This window comes from Streptomyces sp. NRRL S-37 (assembly GCF_000721605.1).
Taxonomy (GTDB): Bacteria; Actinomycetota; Actinomycetes; order Streptomycetales; family Streptomycetaceae; genus Streptomyces.
In genome coordinates, this window is record NZ_JOIZ01000017.1 from 291,418 (window position 1) to 308,426 (window position 17,009).

10 protein-coding genes are annotated in these 17,009 nt (G+C 73.2%); 9 read left to right on the top strand and 1 reads right to left on the bottom strand.

Annotation, left to right across the window (positions count from 1 at the left end; all coding sequences use genetic code 11):
* Positions 1-6 precede the first annotated feature (6 nt).
* From IH50_RS0125100 to IH50_RS0125130, 7 genes are all read left to right on the top strand, one after another.
* Entirely contained in the window at positions 7-2,004 is a 1,998-nt protein-coding gene (locus IH50_RS0125100) for an ABC transporter ATP-binding protein (RefSeq protein WP_063759504.1), read from the top strand.
* On the top strand, positions 2,001-3,860 hold the full coding sequence (locus tag IH50_RS0125105; RefSeq protein ID WP_030866533.1) for an ABC transporter ATP-binding protein: 1,860 nt from the start codon (positions 2,001-2,003) through the stop codon (positions 3,858-3,860). The genes IH50_RS0125100 and IH50_RS0125105 overlap by 4 nt, the downstream gene beginning before the upstream one ends.
* 30 nt (positions 3,861-3,890) lie before the next feature.
* Positions 3,891-5,612: an ABC transporter ATP-binding protein gene (locus IH50_RS0125110; protein ID WP_030866535.1), complete on the top strand. Its 1,722-nt coding sequence runs from the start codon at positions 3,891-3,893 to the stop codon at positions 5,610-5,612.
* Entirely contained in the window at positions 5,609-7,390 is a 1,782-nt protein-coding gene (locus IH50_RS0125115) for an ABC transporter ATP-binding protein (protein WP_030866536.1), read from the top strand. The genes IH50_RS0125110 and IH50_RS0125115 overlap by 4 nt, the downstream gene beginning before the upstream one ends.
* Before the next feature lie 366 nt (positions 7,391-7,756).
* Positions 7,757-9,805, top strand: coding sequence for a M4 family metallopeptidase (locus IH50_RS0125120; protein ID WP_030866538.1), 2,049 nt, complete (start codon positions 7,757-7,759; stop codon positions 9,803-9,805).
* 72 nt (positions 9,806-9,877) lie between these two features.
* Positions 9,878-10,399 carry a DUF1990 domain-containing protein gene (locus IH50_RS0125125; RefSeq protein WP_030866539.1) on the top strand — a complete coding sequence of 174 codons (522 nt, stop codon included), beginning with the start codon at positions 9,878-9,880 and terminating at the stop codon, positions 10,397-10,399.
* A gap of 313 nt (positions 10,400-10,712) precedes the next feature.
* Positions 10,713-11,762 carry a glycoside hydrolase family 11 protein gene (locus IH50_RS0125130; RefSeq protein ID WP_030866541.1) on the top strand — a complete coding sequence of 350 codons (1,050 nt, stop codon included), beginning with the start codon at positions 10,713-10,715 and terminating at the stop codon, positions 11,760-11,762.
* 185 nt (positions 11,763-11,947) lie between these two features.
* Here the strand turns inward: IH50_RS0125130 and glgP are convergent, their stop codons facing one another.
* Positions 11,948-14,563 carry an alpha-glucan family phosphorylase gene (gene glgP / locus IH50_RS0125135; protein WP_030866544.1) on the bottom strand — a complete coding sequence of 872 codons (2,616 nt, stop codon included), beginning with the start codon at positions 14,561-14,563 and terminating at the stop codon, positions 11,948-11,950.
* A gap of 261 nt (positions 14,564-14,824) precedes the next feature.
* On the opposite strand from glgP, the gene IH50_RS0125140 reads away from it, so the two are divergent.
* Complete coding sequence (locus IH50_RS0125140) at positions 14,825-16,027, top strand: S8 family peptidase (protein ID WP_030866547.1); 1,203 nt, start codon at positions 14,825-14,827, stop codon at positions 16,025-16,027.
* A gap of 273 nt (positions 16,028-16,300) precedes the next feature.
* Positions 16,301-17,009, top strand: a 709-nt coding sequence (locus IH50_RS0125145; RefSeq protein ID WP_030866551.1) for a maltotransferase domain-containing protein, incomplete at its 3' end; no start/stop codon positions are given.

The window sequence follows — 17,009 nt, forward strand, 5'->3', positions numbered from 1 at the left end:
CTGCTGATGCCCACTACACCTTCTCCCCCGGAACCCCGCTCCACCGTGCGTACGCTGCTGCGGCTGTGGCCGTACGTACGGCCCGTGCGGGCGCGGCTGTTCACCGCCGCGTTCATCGCGATCCTCGCCTCCTGCATCGGGCTGGTCATCCCGCTCGTCCTGAAGTGGATGGTGGACGGGCCGGTCGCCGACCGGGATCCGGCGGGGGTGTGGCTGGGCGCGCTGTACCTGCTGCTGCTCGGGCTGGCGGAGGCGCTGCTGTTCGGGCTCCGGCGGTGGCTGGTGGCACGTCCGCTGACGCATGTCGAGGCGGAGATGCGGGCGGGTCTGTACCGGCATCTGCAGCGGCTGCCGATCGCGTTCCACGACCGGTGGCCGTCGGGGCAGCTGCTGTCGCGGGCCACGACGGATCTGATGCTGCTGCGGATGTTCCTGGCCTTCCCGCTGACGTTTCTGCTGGTCAACGGGGTAACAATCCTGGTCGGCGTGATCATCATGCTGGTCCAGGACTGGACGCTGGGGCTGGTCATCCTGGTGCCGGCCGTGCCGGTGATGGTCACGTGTGTGGTGTTCGAGAAGCGGTACTCCGGCGCGGCGCGGCTGGCACAGGACCAGGTGGGTGATCTGACGACGGTCGTCGAGGAGGGTGTGCTCGGCATCCGGATCATCAAGGGGTTCGGGCGGCACCGCAGTCAGGCACGGGCGTTCCGGGAGCTGTCGGGGAAGCTGCGCGGGACGGAGCTGCACAAGGCGCGGCTGCTGGCGACGATCCTGGGCGTCATCGTGACGCTGCCGGAACTCGCCATCGGGGCGGCGCTGGTGCTGGGGGCGGTGCGGGTTGCGGACGGTGACCTGTCCGCGGGCACGCTGGTGGCGTTCCTGTCGACGGCCCTGGCGCTGCGCTGGCCGGTGGACTCGATCGGCTTCCTGCTGGCGATGAGCCAGGAGGCGGCAACGGCGACGGAACGCTACTTCGAGGTCATGGACGCAGAGCCGGAATCCGGCCCAGCCGAGCCGCAGTCCGCCGGAGCTGCGGGGTCCGCCGCCGCTGCGGGCAGTCGTGCCGCTGGGGCGGCACGGGTGGGCGATGGGGGTCCCCCCGCTCGAGCGAAGCCGAGAGTGGGGGAGGCACCTCGAAGCGCCGAGCGGCGTGATCTGCACCCGGGGGAGTCGCGCGACCCGGCGCTTACCGGGCGCCGTCCGCGCCCACCCGTGCCGCCCAAGCGGCACGACTGCCCGCGGGAGAGCAACACCGGCCTCGCCTTCCACGCCGTCACCTTCCGTTACCCCGACGCCCCCGACGGCTCACCCCCCGTACTGCACCGCGTCGACCTCCACATCCGCCCCGGCGAGTCCCTCGCCCTCGTCGGCGCCACCGGCAGCGGCAAGACCACCCTCACCGCCCTCGTCCCCCGCCTCCACGAAGTCACCGAGGGCCGCATCACCCTCGACGGCACGGACATCACCGAGATGTCCAGAGAAGAGCTCCGCTCCCGCGTCGCCGTCGCCTTCGAGGAACCCACCCTCTTCTCCGCCAGCGTCGGCGAGAACGTACTGATGGGCGGCGGGGACGGCGAGGCGGACCTGAAGCGCGCCCTCGCCGTCGCCCAGGCCGACTTCGCCCACGCGCTCCCCCAGGGCACCGACACCCAGGTCGGCGAGCAGGGCCTCAGCCTCTCCGGCGGCCAGCGCCAGCGCCTCGCGTTGGCCCGCGCCGTCGTCGGACGCCCCGACTTCCTGGTCCTCGACGACCCCCTGTCGGCCCTGGACGTGCACACCGAGGCCGCCGTCGAGGCCGCGCTGCGGCGCGTGCTCGCGGACACCACCGCCCTCATCGTGGCCCACCGCCCCTCCACGGTCCTCCTCGCCGACCGGGTGGCCCTGCTCTCCGGCGGCCGGATCACCGCGGTCGGCACCCACCACGAACTGCTGCGCGACAACCCCGAGTACGCGCACCTCATGTCCGGCGCCCCCGCGGGAACCCAGGAGGACGACGAGCGATGACGGCGACCACCACCACCGCCCCCGCCCCCGCCCGGGACGAGGACGACGACCGGACCCCGCCGTCCGACGACCCCTTCGACCGGGACCAGCTGCCCACTCCCCCGGGTGCCACCGGCGTACTGCTGCGTTCCCTGCTCTCCCCCCTGCGCGGCAGGGTCGCCGTCACCGCGCTCCTGCTGCTGCTCCAGCAGGCCGCCGTGCAGGCCGGCCCGCTGCTGGTGGCGTACGCCATCGACCGGGCCGTGCCCGCGTTCCGCGGCGACGACAACGGGCCGCTGATCGCGGTGGCGGTCGGCTACCTGCTGTGCGCGGTGGCGGCCGGCGCGCTGCAGTACGGGTTCGTCACCGCCTCCGCCCGGGTCAGCCAGGACGTGCTGCTCGATCTGCGCGGCCGTATCTTCCGGCACGCGCAGGCGCTCAGCGTCGACTTCCACGAGCGCTACACCTCGGGCCGCCTCATCTCCCGCTCCACCACCGACGTCGAGTCGCTGCGGGAGCTGCTGGAGGAGGGCCTGCAGGAACTGGTCATGGTCATCCTCTCCGCCGTCTACATCTCGGTGCTGCTGCTCTGGCTGGACCTCGGCCTCGGTGCCGTCGCGGTGGCGTCGTTCGTGCCGCTGTACCTGCTCGTACGGTCGTACCGGCGGCGGGCGGGGCGGGTGTACCGGAAGCGGTCGACGGCCATCGCGGCGGTGATCGTGAAGTTCGTCGAGACGATGAACGGCATCCGGCCGGTGCGCGCCTTCCGCCGGGAGGCCGCCAACGACGCCGAGTTCGCGGTGCTGAACCGGCGGCACGAGCGGACCAACGGCGACGCGCTGCTCGAGATGGCCCGCTATGTCGTCGGCTCCCGGATCGCCGCCAACACCACGGTCGCGCTGATCGTGCTGTGGGGCGCCTACCGGGTGGCGGACGACAGCCTCGAACTGGGCGTCCTGGCGGCGGCGGTCCTCTACCTCCGCCGCCTCTACGACCCGATCGACCGCCTCGGCATGTTCCTCAACTCCTACCAGTCGGCGGCGGCCTCGCTGGAGAAGATCGCCGGCCTGCTGGCGCAGACCCCGTCCGTGCCCGAGCCGACGGCCCCCCGCGAGCTGCCGGAGCGGCGCCCCGGGCTCCCCGGCCGGGAGGTCGTCTTCGACGACGTCCGGTTCGCGTACCGCACCGGCGGTGAGGTGCTGCCCCGCTTCGGCCTCACCCTCCCCGCCGGGCAGACCGTCGCCGTCGTCGGCTCGACGGGCGCGGGCAAGTCGACGCTGGCGAAGCTGCTCGCCCGCTTCTACGACCCCACCGACGGCCGGGTGCTGCTCGACGGGACGGACCTGCGCGACCTCACGGGACGTGATCTGCGGCGCGAGGTGGTGATGGTGACGCAGGAGGCGTTCCTGTTCTCCGGCACGGTCGCCGAGAACATCTCGATCGGCCGGCCGGACGCCACCCGCCAGGAGATCGAGCAGGCGGCGAAGGAGATCGGCGCGCACGACTTCATCGCCGCGCTGCCCGACGGCTACGACACCGACGTACGCAAGCGGGGCGGCCGTATCTCGGCCGGCCAGCGCCAGTTGGTCGCCTTCGCGCGGGCGCTGCTCGCGGACCCGGCGGTGCTGATCCTCGACGAGGCGACCAGCTCGCTGGACATCCCCGGTGAGCGGGCGGTGCAGCGGGCGATGGCGACGGTGCTGAAGGGCCGTACGGCGGTGGTGATCGCCCACCGGCTGTCGACGGTGGAGATCGCCGACCGGGTGCTGGTGATGGAACACGGCCGGATCGTCGAGGACGGCAGCCCGGCCGAACTGATCGCCGGCACGGGCAGGTTCGCCGACCTGCACCGGGCCTGGCGGGACAGTCTGGCCTGACCGCGACGGCGCACAGGGGGAGAACGAGCGGTGATCGACGCGTACGAGGATCCCGGTACGCCCGAGCGGCGGGGCGGGGCCCGGTATCTGTGGTGGCTGGTGCTGCGGCAGCCGGGGCGGTGTGCGGCGGGGGCGGTGCTGAGCTGCGTGTGGATGGTGCTGCTGGCGGCGACGCCGTACGCGATGTCCCGGGCCGTGGACGAGGGGCTGGAGCCGGGGGACATGGGGGCGCTGGCGTGGTGGACCGGTGCCCTGTTCGTGGTGTGCGTGGTCAACGCGTGGCTGGGTGTCATGCGGCACCGCACGATGACGCGGGTGCGGATGGACGCCAACTTCCGCACGGTGAAGGTGGTCGTGGGGCAGACGGTGCGGCTGGGCGCCTCGCTGGAGCGGCGGGCCGGGGCCGGGGAGGTCGTCACCATCGGGGTGGGCGACGTGCAGATGATCTCCCAGTCGCTCACGGCCGTCGGGCCGGGGGTCGGCGCGGTGGTGGCGTATCTGGTGGTGTCCGGGCTGCTGTGGTCGGTGTCGCCGCCGCTGGCGCTGGTGGTGCTGCTCGGGGTGCCGGTGGTCGGGCTCGCCGTCGGACCGCTGGCGGGATGGCTGCAGGACACGGAGACGGAGTACCGGGAGCGGCAGGGTGTGCTGACCGCGCGGATCGGTGATCTGGCGGGCGGGCTGCGGGTGCTGAGCGGGCTGGGCGGGAAGAACCTGGTCTCCGAGGCGTTCCGCCGGGACTCGGGGCGGCTGCGGGAGCAGGGCTACCGGGTCGGGGCCGTGACCAGTTGGATGCAGGCGCTCGCCGCGGGGCTGCCGACGCTGTTCCTCGCGGGGGTGACCTGGATCGCGGCGCGGCAGGCCGCGCAAGGGCACATCAGCGTGGGCGAACTGGTGTCGGTGTACGGCTATGTGACCGTACTGGTGTGGCCGGTGATGTTCCTCGTCGAGTGCGGATACCAGCTGAGCCGGGGTGTGGTGGCCGCCCGGCGGGTGACGGCGCTGCTGCGGCTGGAGCCGCCGGCCGACGCCGCCACCGCCGACGCCCCGGCCGAGCCCTCGGTGCTGTACGACCCGGAGTCGGGGGTACGGCTGCTGCCGGGCCGGCTGACCGCGCTCACCGCCGCGCGTCCCGCCGACGCGCTCGCCGTGGTGGACCGCCTGGGCCGGTACGCGCCGTCCGACGTGACCTGGGGCGGGGTCCGGCTGGACGAGATCGCGCTCGCGCGGGTGCGGGAGCGGATCCTGGTCGCCGACGCGGAGGCGGACCTGTTCGCCGGTCCGCTGCGGGAGGTGGTGGCCGGGCTCGGGGATCCGTCCGACGAGGACGTGCTGGGCGCGCTGCGCGCGGCGGCCGCCGACGACATCGTGCGGGGCCTGCCCGACGGGCTGGACTCGGTCGTGTCCGCGCAGGGCCGCAGTCTCTCCGGCGGTCAGCGGCAACGGGTGCGGCTGGCGCGGGCGTTGCTGGCCGGCCCGGAGGTGCTGCTGGCGGTGGAGCCCACGTCGGCGCTCGACGCGCACACCGAGGCCACGGTCGCCGACCGGCTGCGGGAAGCCCGCGGGGGCCGTACGACGCTGCTGGCCACCACCTCGCCGCTGATGCTCACGCGGGTCGACGAGGTGATCTTCCTGGTCGACGGGAAGGTGGCCGCGAGCGGCAGCCACCAGGAACTTCTCGACCACGAACCCGCCTACCGGGACCTGGTGGCCAGGGACGCCGGGGAGACCACCGCCGAGGAGGTCGCAGGATGAGCGGGGAACGACTGCCCCTGGCCGGGCCCGCCGATGTGCGGCGGGCCGCCGCGGAGCTGGTGCGGGCGGACGGGCGGGCCGTCGCCGGTGTGCTGGCGCTGAACGGGCTGGCGGCCGTGGTGGGGCTGGCCGGGCCCTGGCTGCTGGGGCGGATCATCGACGAGGTGCGCGAGGGCGGCGGGCCGGCGGTGGTGGACCGGCTGGCGCCGGTCATCCTGCTGTGCGCCGTCACGCAGCTGCTGCTGTCCCGCTGGGCCCGGTTCGTGGGGCACCGTTTCGGGGAGCGGACGCTGGCGCGGGTGCGGGAGCGGTTCGTGGACCGGGCGCTGGCGCTGCCCTCGTCGGTGGTGGAGCGGGCGGGCACGGGTGATCTGACGGCCCGGGGGACGGCCGATGTCACCGCCGTCGGTACGACCCTGCGCGACGCCGGGCCGTCGTTGCTGGTCAACGCCGTGCAGTCGCTGTTCGTGATGGGTGCGGTCCTGGTGGTGAACCCGCTGCTGGGCTTCCTCGGGCTGCTCGGGCTGACGCCGATCTGGTGCGTGCTGCGCTGGTATCTGCGCCGGGCCCGCGACGCCTACCTCGCCGAGGGGGCGGCGAACTCGGACGTGGCGGAGGCCGTCGCGGCGACGGCGTCGGGGGCCCGCACGGTGGAGGCGTTCCGGCTCCAGGAGCGGCGGATCCGCGCCGGCCGGGAGGCGCTGGAGACCTCCCGCCGCACCCGGTTCCGCACGCTGTTCCTGCGCACGGTGTTCTTCCCGGTGGTGGAGGTGTCGTACATCGTGCCGGTGGCCGGGGTGCTGCTGATCGGCGGGTGGCTGCACGGGCGGGGTGCGGTGAGCCTCGGGGAGGTGGTGGCGACCTCGCTGTATCTGCTGCAGCTGAGCGGTCCGCTGGACGAGGTGCTGATGCGGCTGGAGCAGTTGCAGGCCAGCGGTGCCTCCTTCGCCCGGGTGGAAGGGCTGGCGCGGGCGCCGCGCGCGGCGGAGCGGGGCGACAGTCCGGATCCGGCCGACGACCGCATCGACGTGACGGGTGTGTATTACGCCTATGACGGCGGCGGCGAGGTGCTGCGCGGGGTCGATCTGACGGTGACTCCGGGCGAACGGCTGGCCGTGGTGGGGCCGTCCGGTGCGGGCAAGACGACCCTGAGCCGGTTGCTGGCGGGCGTGGACGCGCCGACCGCGGGAAGCGTGACGGTGGGCGGGGTGCCGGTGTCCGGCCTGGACCCGGAGCGGCTGCGGCGGCAGGTGGTGCTGGTCACCCAGGAGCACCATGTGTTCCTCGGGTCGGTTCGCGACAATCTGCGTATCGCCGAACCGGGCGCCGGGGACGGGGAGTTGTGGGCGGCGCTGGCCGTGGTCGGCGCCGAGGCGTGGGTGCGGGAGCTGCCGGACGGGCTGGACACGGAGCTGGGCGAGGGGGGTCATGCCACCGACGGTTCGCAGGCGCAGCAGCTCGCGCTGGCGCGGGTGGTGCTGGCGGACCCGCACACGCTGATCCTCGACGAGGCCACCGCGCTGCTCGACCCGACGACCGCCCGGCACACCGAGCGCGCGCTGGCGGCCGTCCTGGAGGGCCGTACGGTCATCGCCGTCGCCCACCGCCTGCACACCGCCCACGACGCCGACCGGGTGGCCGTCATGGAGGACGGCCGCCTGACGGAACTGGGCACCCATGACGCCCTGGTGGCGGCCGGCGGGGCGTACGCGAGCCTGTGGCACTCCTGGCACGGCGATTCCAGCCCGTCCGGCACAACCAGCCCGTCCGGCGCTTGAGGACGAGGCCCGAAGGGCCGATAGGGGGGGTCTGGGGGCGCAGCCCCCAGGGACGGGAAGGGAAGGGGCGGCGGGGGCGAAAAACACCGAATCCCACCCCGCCCGCACCCCCACCCCCAACTGTTCGTATACCGAACCCGAACTCCCGGACAACGAACGGTTTCCGGCCAAATTCCTGACGCGCTCCTGACAGAAACCGCGATCCCCTGCCACTCTTCCCACGGCCGCTCGACAGCAACCCCGCAGCACCACCCCACCGCTGCCCCGCGGCCACAGCGAATGGCACTTCCGTTCTGCCCGGCCGGCCCACCCGCCGTCCGGTCTCCCCAGGCCGCGCGATCCGCGGCCCCGCAGAAGGAGTCAGCGTTGAGAAGCAGGCCGTCCCACAGACGCACCCCCCACGCCACGCACCGCCGTGCCGCCGCCGTCGCCCTCGCCGGGGTGGCCGCGCTGATCGCCACGGCCGTGCAGTCCGGCAGCGCCACCGCCGCCCCCGAGCAGGCACCGGCGGCGGCGAGCAAGGCGAAGCCGGGTTCCGAGTCGGTCAAACTCACCCCCGCCCAGCGCGCCGCGCTGATCCGGGAGGCGAACGCCACCAAGGCGCAGACCGCCGAGGACCTCGGTCTGGGTGCGAAGGAGAAGCTCGTCGTCCGTGACGTCCTCAAGGACCGCGACGGCACCGTGCACGTCCGCTACGAGCGCACCTACGACGGTCTGCCCGTCCTCGGCGGCGATCTGGTCGTCCAGGGCGACAGCGCCGGTGAGGCCGACGCCGTCGTCAAGGCCACCCGGGCCGCGGTGAAGCCCGCGACCACCACCGCCGAGGTGCCGGCCGCGAAGGCCGAGCAGCAGGCCCTGTCCGCCGCGAAGGCCGAGGACGCGAAGGGCGCCGACGTCGACCGCGCCCCGCGCAAGGTGGTCTGGGCCGCCGGGGGCGAGCCGGTCGTGGCGTACGAGACGGTCGTCGGCGGCCTCCAGCACGACGGCACCCCGCAGGAGCTGCACGTCGTCACCGACGCCACCACGGGCGAGAAGCTGTACGAGTGGCAGGCCGTCCGGAACGGAACCGGCCACACCGTCTACAGCGGCACCGTCGACCTGACCACCACCCAGTCCGGGTCGTCGTACAACCTCACCGACGGGGCGCGCGGCGGGCACAAGACGTACAACCTGAACCGGGGCACCTCCGGCACCGGCACGCTGTTCTCCGGCTCCGACGACGTCTGGGGCAACGGCAGCCCCTCCAACGCGGAGTCCGCCGCCGCCGACGCCCACTACGGGGCCGCGCTGACCTGGGACTACTACAAGAACGTGCACGGCCGCAGCGGCATCCGCGGCGACGGCACGGGCGCCTACTCCCGGGTCCACTACGGCAACAACTACGTCAACGCCTTCTGGTCCGACAGCTGCTTCTGCATGACCTACGGCGACGGCTCCGGCAACGCCAACCCGCTCACCGCGATCGACGTGGCCGCGCACGAGATGACCCACGGCCTCACCTCGAACACCGCGGGCCTCAACTACAGCGGCGAGTCCGGCGGCCTCAACGAGGCGACCAGCGACATCTTCGGCTCGACCGTCGAGTTCTACGCCAACAACTCCTCCGACGTCGGTGACTACCTCATCGGCGAGGAGATCGACATCAACGGCGACGGCACCCCGCTGCGCTACATGGACGAGCCGAGCAAGGACGGCGCGTCCAAGGACTACTGGTACTCCGGTATCGGCAACGTCGACGTGCACTACTCGTCCGGCCCCGCCAACCACTTCTTCTACCTGCTGAGCGAGGGCAGCGGCACCAAGACCATCAACGGTGTCAGCTACGACTCGCCCACCTCGGACGGCCTCCCGGTCACCGGCATCGGCCGCGCCAAGGCGGAGAAGATCTGGTTCCGCGCGCTGACCACCAAGTTCACCTCCACCACCAACTACGCGGGCGCCCGCACCGGCACCCTGGCGGCGACCGGTGAGCTGTACGGCACGGACAGCGCCGAGTACAAGGCGGTGCAGGACGCGTGGGCGGCCATCAACGTCGGCTCGCGCTCCGACGGCGGCGGTGGCGGCGGCGGTACGTCCTTCGAGAGCGACACCGACGTGTCCATCCCGGACTACGGCTCCGCGGTGACGTCCTCGATCACCGTCTCCGGGCGGACGGGCAACGCGCCCTCCAACCTCCAGGTCGCGGTCGACATCGTGCACACCTACAGCGGTGACCTGATCGTCGACCTGCTGGCTCCGGACGGCACGGTGTACAACCTGCGCAACCGCAGCGGCGGCTCCGCGGACAACATCGACCAGACCTTCACGGTCAACGCCTCCTCCGAGGCCGCCAACGGCACCTGGCGACTGCGGGTGCAGGACCGGGCACGGTACGACACCGGCTACATCAACGGCTGGAAGCTCACCTTCCCGTAAACCGGGAACGAGTGCGACGAGCGGCGCCCCGCCTTTCTCCAAGGCGTGGGCGCCGCCCTACTCTTGGGTCCCATGTCTTCGGCGGACTTCACCTACGACCACGTCGGCGCGACCCGGGAACCCGGTTCCTGCCCTCCCGGCTTCCACCCGATGCGCGTCCGCACCCGCCTCGGCGAGGGCCAGGCGGTCTTCCGGCAGGCGGCCGAGGCGCTGCTCACCTGGGAGCTGCACCGGGAACTGGGGGTCGGTGTCGAGACCGCCGCCGACCGCGCGGCCCCGGACGTCGACGTCACCATCACCCTCGCCGGGGTCGTGAAGGCGCCCTGCCGGGTGGTGTGGACGGTGGAGGAGCACCGCAGGGCCGGCTGGGCGTACGGCACCCTGGCCGGGCACCCCGAGTGCGGCGAGGAGTCCTTCGTCGTGGACCGCACCGGCGACGGCACGGTGTGGCTGACCGTGGAGGCGTTCAGCCGGCCGGCCCGCTGGTACTCCCGCGCGGGCGGCCCGGCCACCCGCGCGATGCAGCACGCGTACGCCCGCCGCTGCGGCAAGGTGCTGCGCCGCCTGGCAACGCGGGGCGTCGAGGAGGACTGACGCCCGGACGGTGACACCGGAAAGGGTTCGAAAGTTTCGAGCCGCCGCGCCGGTGAGGCCCCCGACACCCCCTCCACCGGCGCCCGACGCATCCACCTCGCCCCAGTTACGGCAACGGTCCACGGCACCGAATACTTTCGGGGACATTACGAAACCATTGACAACTCCTCTCCCGCGGAAGACTGTTGTGGCGCTCCGCGGTCCCCCGTCGCAGACGCGGGACCTGCCCCCTGTCACCTCGTTGGTGAGCGCCGAGGCGTGCTCGGCGTGTCTCCCCGTCACTGATGTGCTCTTCACGAGGAGGAACAGTCCCATGAGCGAATCCCCCCACGGCTTCGGCCCACGTCCGGTCAGCCGCAGACGATTCGTCCTCGGCGGTGCCGGGGCACTGGCGGCAGCGGCGGGCTCCGGACTGCTGCTGCCCGGCACGGCACGGGCCGACCAGGTCCTCACCAGCAACGCGACCGGCACGTACAACGGGTACTACTACTCCTTCTGGACCGACGACCCGGGCTCCGTCACCATGACGCTGGGAGCCGCCGGGCAGTACAGCAGCCGGTGGAGCAACACCAACAACTGGGTCGGCGGCCTCGGCTGGAGCAACGGCAGCCGCCGGAGCGTCACCTACTCCGGCACGTTCGACCCGGGCAGCAACGGCTATCTGGCGCTGTACGGGTGGACCTCCAACCCGCTGGTGGAGTACTACATCGTCGAGAACCACGGCCCGTACAACCCCGGGTCGGCCGGCCAGCGGCGCGGCACGGTCAACGACGACGGCGGCACGTACACGATCTACGAGTCCACGCGGACCAACGCGCCGTCGGTGGAGGGCACCCGGACCTTCCAGCAGTACTGGAGCGTCCGGAACAGCAAGCGGTCCAGCGGCACCATCCACACCGGCACGCACTTCGACGCCTGGGAAGCGGCCGGGATGCCGATGGGGGCCTTCACCTACTACATGATCATGGCCACCGAGGGCTACCAGAGCACCGGCAGCTCCAACGTCACCCTCGGTGGTGGCGGCGACGGCGGCGACGGGGGCACTCCCACGACACCGCCGCCGGGTGCCTGCAGCGCCACCTACCGCACCACCAACGCGTGGAACAACGGCTTCAACGGTGAGGTGACCATCACCGCGGGCAGCGGCGGCGTCTCCGGCTGGAGCGTGCCGGTGACGCTGGCCGGCAACCAGACGATCGTCTCGCTCTGGAACGGCACCGCCAGCAGGAGCGGGAACGTGGTGACCGTGACCCCGGCCGGCCACAACCGCACCCTGAGCGCGGGACAGTCGACGTCGTTCGGCTTCACCGCCAGCGGGCCCTCCAGCCCGGCACCATCGGTCGGCAGCTGCGGCGCGGGCTGATCCGGCGCCTCACCCCCCACGCCCCGGCGCGGGCTGATCCCACGCCTCACTCCCCCACACCCCGGCGCGGGCTGATCCCACGCCTCACTCCCCCACACCCCGGCGCGGGCCGATCCCGCACCCCCTCCCCCCACGCCCCGGCGCGGTGCCCCTCGGCACCGCGCCGTCGCCCGCCCCGAGGGGCCTCACCGCATCAGCAGCCCCGCCGCCTCCACCACGTCCTCCGACGGCACCGCGACCAGCCCCAGCTCGGCACCGGACGCCAGCAGCCGGTGGCTGGGCAGGATCCGCACCGTGTACCCGAAGGGCCCCGTACGGTCCAGGGCCAGCGGCCCCTCGTACACCCAGCGCCCCTCCGCGTCCGGCGCGCCCACCGGCTTCAGCGGCACGGACGTCGCACCGGTGATCCGGTCCTCCCCGTCCACCCGCCCGGACACCGCCTGCACCTCGACGTCCTCCGGCTTCAGGCCGCCCAGCCCCACCCGTACCCGCAGCGCGAGCGTGCTGCCGAGCTCCGCGGTGGCCGCCGTCACGGACGTCTCGACGTGGTCGACGGCCACCCCGTGCCAGGCGGCGCGCACCCGCGCCTTCCACTTGGCGAGCGCACGCGCCGCGTCCGCGTCCATCGCACGGTGGGCGTGCGCGGCGGGCACGTACAGCCGCTCCACGTACTCCCGGACCATCCGCCCGGCCAGCACCTTCGGCCCGAGCAGGCTCAGGGTCCGCCGCACCATCTCGATCCACCGGTCCGGCAGCCCGCCTTGCCCCCGGCCGTAGAAGCACGGGGTGATCCGCTGCTCCAGCAGGTCGTACAGCGCCGCGGCCTCTATGGCGTCGCGCCGGTCCGGATCGGTCCCTGCCCCGTCCGCCGTGGGGATCGCCCAGCCGAAGTCGGGCTGGAACCACTCGTCCCACCAGCCGTCGAGGACGGACAGGTTGAGGCAGCCGTTGAGCGCGGCCTTCATCCCGCTGGTCCCGCACGCCTCCAGCGGCCGGAGCGGATTGTTCAGCCAGATGTCGCAGCCGGGGTAGAGCTTCTGCGCCATCGCCATGCCGTAGTCGGGCAGGAACACGATCCGGTGCCGTACGCGCGGGTCGTCGGCGAAGCGGACCAGCTCCTGGATGAGCCGCTTGCCGCCGTCGTCCGCCGGGTGCGCCTTGCCGGCGACCACGATCTGCACCGGCCGCTCGGGGTGCAGCAGCAGGTCCGTCAGCCGGTCCCGGTCGCGCAGCATCAGCGTCAGCCGTTTGTACGACGGGACGCGCCGGGCGAAGCCGATGGTCAGCACGTCCGGGTCGAGCACCCCGTCGATCCAGCCCAGCTCGGCCGTCCCGGCGCCGCGCTGCCGCCAGGAGGCGCGCAGCCGCTCGCGCACCTCGAGGACCAGCAGTTCGCGCAGGGAGCGGCGCAGCTCCCAGATGTCCCGGTCGGCGATGTCCGCGACGGAGTCCCAGCGGTCGGAGTCGCCGACGCTGAGGGCCTCCTCGGTGCGCTGGGCGCCGATCTGCCGGGCTCCGAGCCGGAACACCTCGGGGGCGACCCAGGTGGGCGCGTGCACCCCGTTCGTCACGGAGGTGATGGGCACCTCCTCCGGGTCGAAGCCCGGCCAGAGTCCGGCGAACATCTCGCGGCTGACGTTGCCGTGCAGCAGGGAGACGCCGTTGGCGCGCTGGGCCAGGCGCAGGCCCATCACGGCCATGTTGAACAGGCCGGGCTCTCCGCCGGGATAGCTCTCCGTGCCGAGCTTGAGGACGCGGTCGACCTCGATGTGGGGCAGTTCGGCGTGCGGGCCGAAGTGCCGGGCGACCAGTTCGCGGTCGAAGCGGTCGATGCCGGCCGGGACGGGCGTGTGGGTGGTGAACACGGTCCCCGCGCGGACCGCCTCCAGCGCCGCGTCGAAGTCCAGCCCGTCGGCGCGCAGTTCGGCGATGCGCTCCAGGCCGAGGAAGCCGGCGTGGCCCTCGTTGGTGTGGAACACCTCGGGCGCGGCGTGCCCGGTCAGCGCGCAGTACGTACGCACCGCGCGGACCCCTCCTATACCGAGCAGCATCTCCTGGAGGAGCCGGTGCTCGCTGCCGCCGCCGTAGAGCCGGTCGGTCACCCCGCGTTCGCCGAGGCCGTTCTCCTCGACGTCGGAGTCCAGCAGGAGCAGCGGGATCCTGCCGACCTGGGCCAGCCAGATCCGGGCGCGCAGGGAGCGGTCGCCGGGCAGGGCGAGGGTGACCTGGGCGGGGGTGCCGTCGGGTTCCTCGAGCTGGTCCAGGGGGAGTTCGTTGGGGTCGAGCACGGGGTAGTGCTCCTGCTGCCAGCCGTCCCGGGACAGGGACTGGCGGAAGTAGCCGTGCCGGTAGAGCAGTCCGACGCCGATGAGGGGGACACCGAGGTCGCTGGCGGCCTTGAGGTGGTCGCCGGCGAGGATGCCGAGTCCTCCGGAGTACTGCGGCAGGGCGGCCGTGATGCCGAACTCCGGGGAGAAGTAGGCGACGGCGGCGGGCAGCCGGTCGGTCTGCTCCTGGTACCAGCGGTCACCGGTCATATAGGCGTCCAGATCGGCGGCGGCCGTATCGAGGCGGTCCAGGAAGTCACGGTCGTCGGCCAGCTCGGTGAGCCGCTCGGCCGCCACGCTGCCGAGCAGCCGTACGGGGTCGCCGGCGGCGGCCCAGCGTTCGGGGTCGACGGAGCGGAACAGGTCACGGGTCCCGGCGTGCCAGGACCAGCGCAGATTGCGGGCCAGGTCGCTCAGGGGGCGCAGGGGTTCGGGGAGCACGGGTCGGACGGTGAATCGACGGATCGCCTTCACAAGTCACCTCGGCGCGTTCGTGAGAGACGCGGTGTGCGTCCGGGCGTCGTTGCCGACAGTACCGGCGCGGACACGGTCCGCGTGGGAGGCCGGGGGACACGGGTACCTTCACGTGCCCGGTCAAACGATTCACTTCACGACGGATATGGCCGATTCCGCCCCCATGGGCGTTCTTGTCGCGCTTCGTCCCGCACGAGACGCTTCCCCTTTGGCGTACCGGCCCGTGCCGGACGCGCCGAGTGGAGGAGGGGAACCCGGACCATGGCACGGACACGCGGACGGCGTGCGCGCCGGGCGGGGGTCATGACGGCGGTGCTGTGCACCGCGGCGGTCTCGGCCGCCGTCCCGCCCGCGCACTCCGCACCTCAGGGACGGATACTCGGCGCCGGGGCACCCGGCTCCGTGACCGGCGGTTATCTGGTGACGCTGAAGGAGGGGACGACGGCCGGCTCGGCGGCCGGCCGGGCCCTCGCCGCGAGATACGGGGCGAGAGTCAGCCACACCTACGGCACGGTGCTCAACGGGTACGCCGTACGTGCGGACGCGGAACAGGCCCGGCGCCTGGCCGCCGACCCGCGGGTCGCCTCGGTCGTCCAGGACACCCGGGTGGCGTCGGACCGCACCCGGAAGAGTCCCCCGCCCTGGGGCCTGGACCGCATCGACCAGCGGGATCTCCCGCTGGACGGGCGCTACACCCGGCCGGGGCCGGCGGGCGCCGGGGTGACGGTCTACGTGATCGACACCGGCGTACGGGCCACGCACGAGGAGTTCGCCGGACGGGCCCGCCACGGCTGGGACTTCGTCGACAACGACCGGATCGCGCAGGACGGCAACGGACACGGCACGCAGGTCGCCGGGATCATCGCGGGCGCCTCGTACGGGGTCGCCGGGAAGGCGGACGTCGTCTCCGTACGCGTCCTGGACGACACCGGCGCCGGCACCACCGCCCAGGTGATCGCCGGCATCGACTGGGTCACCCGGAACGCGAGGAAGCCCGCCGTCGCCAACCTCAGCCTGGGCGGCCCGTACAACGCACAACTGAACGCCGCCGTCCGCGCCTCCATCGCCTCCGGGGTCACCTATACGGTCGCCGCGGGCAACGAGGGCGGGCCGGCCGCGCTGTACTCGCCGGCGAGCGTGAAGCAGGCCCTCACGGTCGGCGCGACCGGCCGGCAGGACAAGAAACCGGCCTTTTCCAACCACGGCTCGGCGCTCGATCTGTTCGCCCCGGGGGTGTCGGTCACCTCGGCCTCCGCCGCGAGCGACACCGCGCGGGCCACCTCCTCGGGTACGTCGGCGGCGGCCCCGCACGTGGCGGGCGCGGCGGCGCTGTATCTCGCCGAGCACCGGCGGGCAACCCCGGCCCAGGTGGCGAACGCGCTGGTCGAGGGCGCGGCGAGCGGGAAGGTGGCCGGGCGCGGGCCCGGCTCGCCGGACCGGCTGCTCCAGGTTCCGCGCGCGTAGCGGCTCCCGCGCGGGGCGCCGGGCGCCGGCCGTCCGGGGCTGCACCGGACGGCACCGGCGGCCGTGGGAGCGGGCCCACCGACGACCGGCCCCGCCCCCTGCGGACGGGGCCGGTCTTGTATGTCGACATACGCGTGAGTAGTTAACAAAGTGCCGGGTTGCCCACCCGAACAGTGTGGGAAGGCTCCTGCGGGTACTCCCTCAGCAGCACCACGCAGGACCCACCTCCCCACAGTCATCCGCCCACCCACGTTGACGCGGACAGGAGCGGTCATGCCCGCCAAGCACCACTCGTCATCCCCTCCGGCACCGGGCGCCGCCCGGACCCCCGTGAAGCGCGGCGCCGGATCCCTTCCGGCCCGCCCGGCCGAGACCGGCCCCCCGCCGCCCGCCCCCGCGGCACCGGCCCCTGCGACCGCCGTGGGGCGCATTCCCGTCCTCGACGTCCGGCCGATGGTCCGGCAGGGGCGCCGGCCGGCGAAGGCCGTGACCGGTGAGACCTTCGAGATCTCGGCGACCGTGTTCCGGGAGGGGCACGACGCGGTGGCCGCCAATGTGGTGCTGAGGGATCCCGAGGGGCGGCCGGGACCGTTCACGCCGATGCGGGAGCTCGCGCCCGGCACGGACAGGTGGGGGGCGACCGTCACCGCCGGGGAGCCGGGGCTGTGGACGTACACCGTGGAGGCGTGGGGCGATCCGGTCACCACCTGGCGGCACCACGCGCGGATCAAGATCCCGGCGGGCATGGACACCGAGGTCGTCTTGGAGGAGGGCGCCCGGCTGCACGAGCGGGCGGCCGCCCAGGTGCCCGACTCCGGGTCCAGAGGCGTCCTCCTGGCCGCCGTGGACGCCCTGCGCGACGAGAGCCGTCCGGCGGCGTCCCGGCTGGCGGCGGCGTTGACGCCGGAGGTGGACGCGGTGCTGGCCCGGCATCCGCTGCGGGAACTGGTCACCGGCAGTGAGCCGCTGCCGCTGCTGGTGG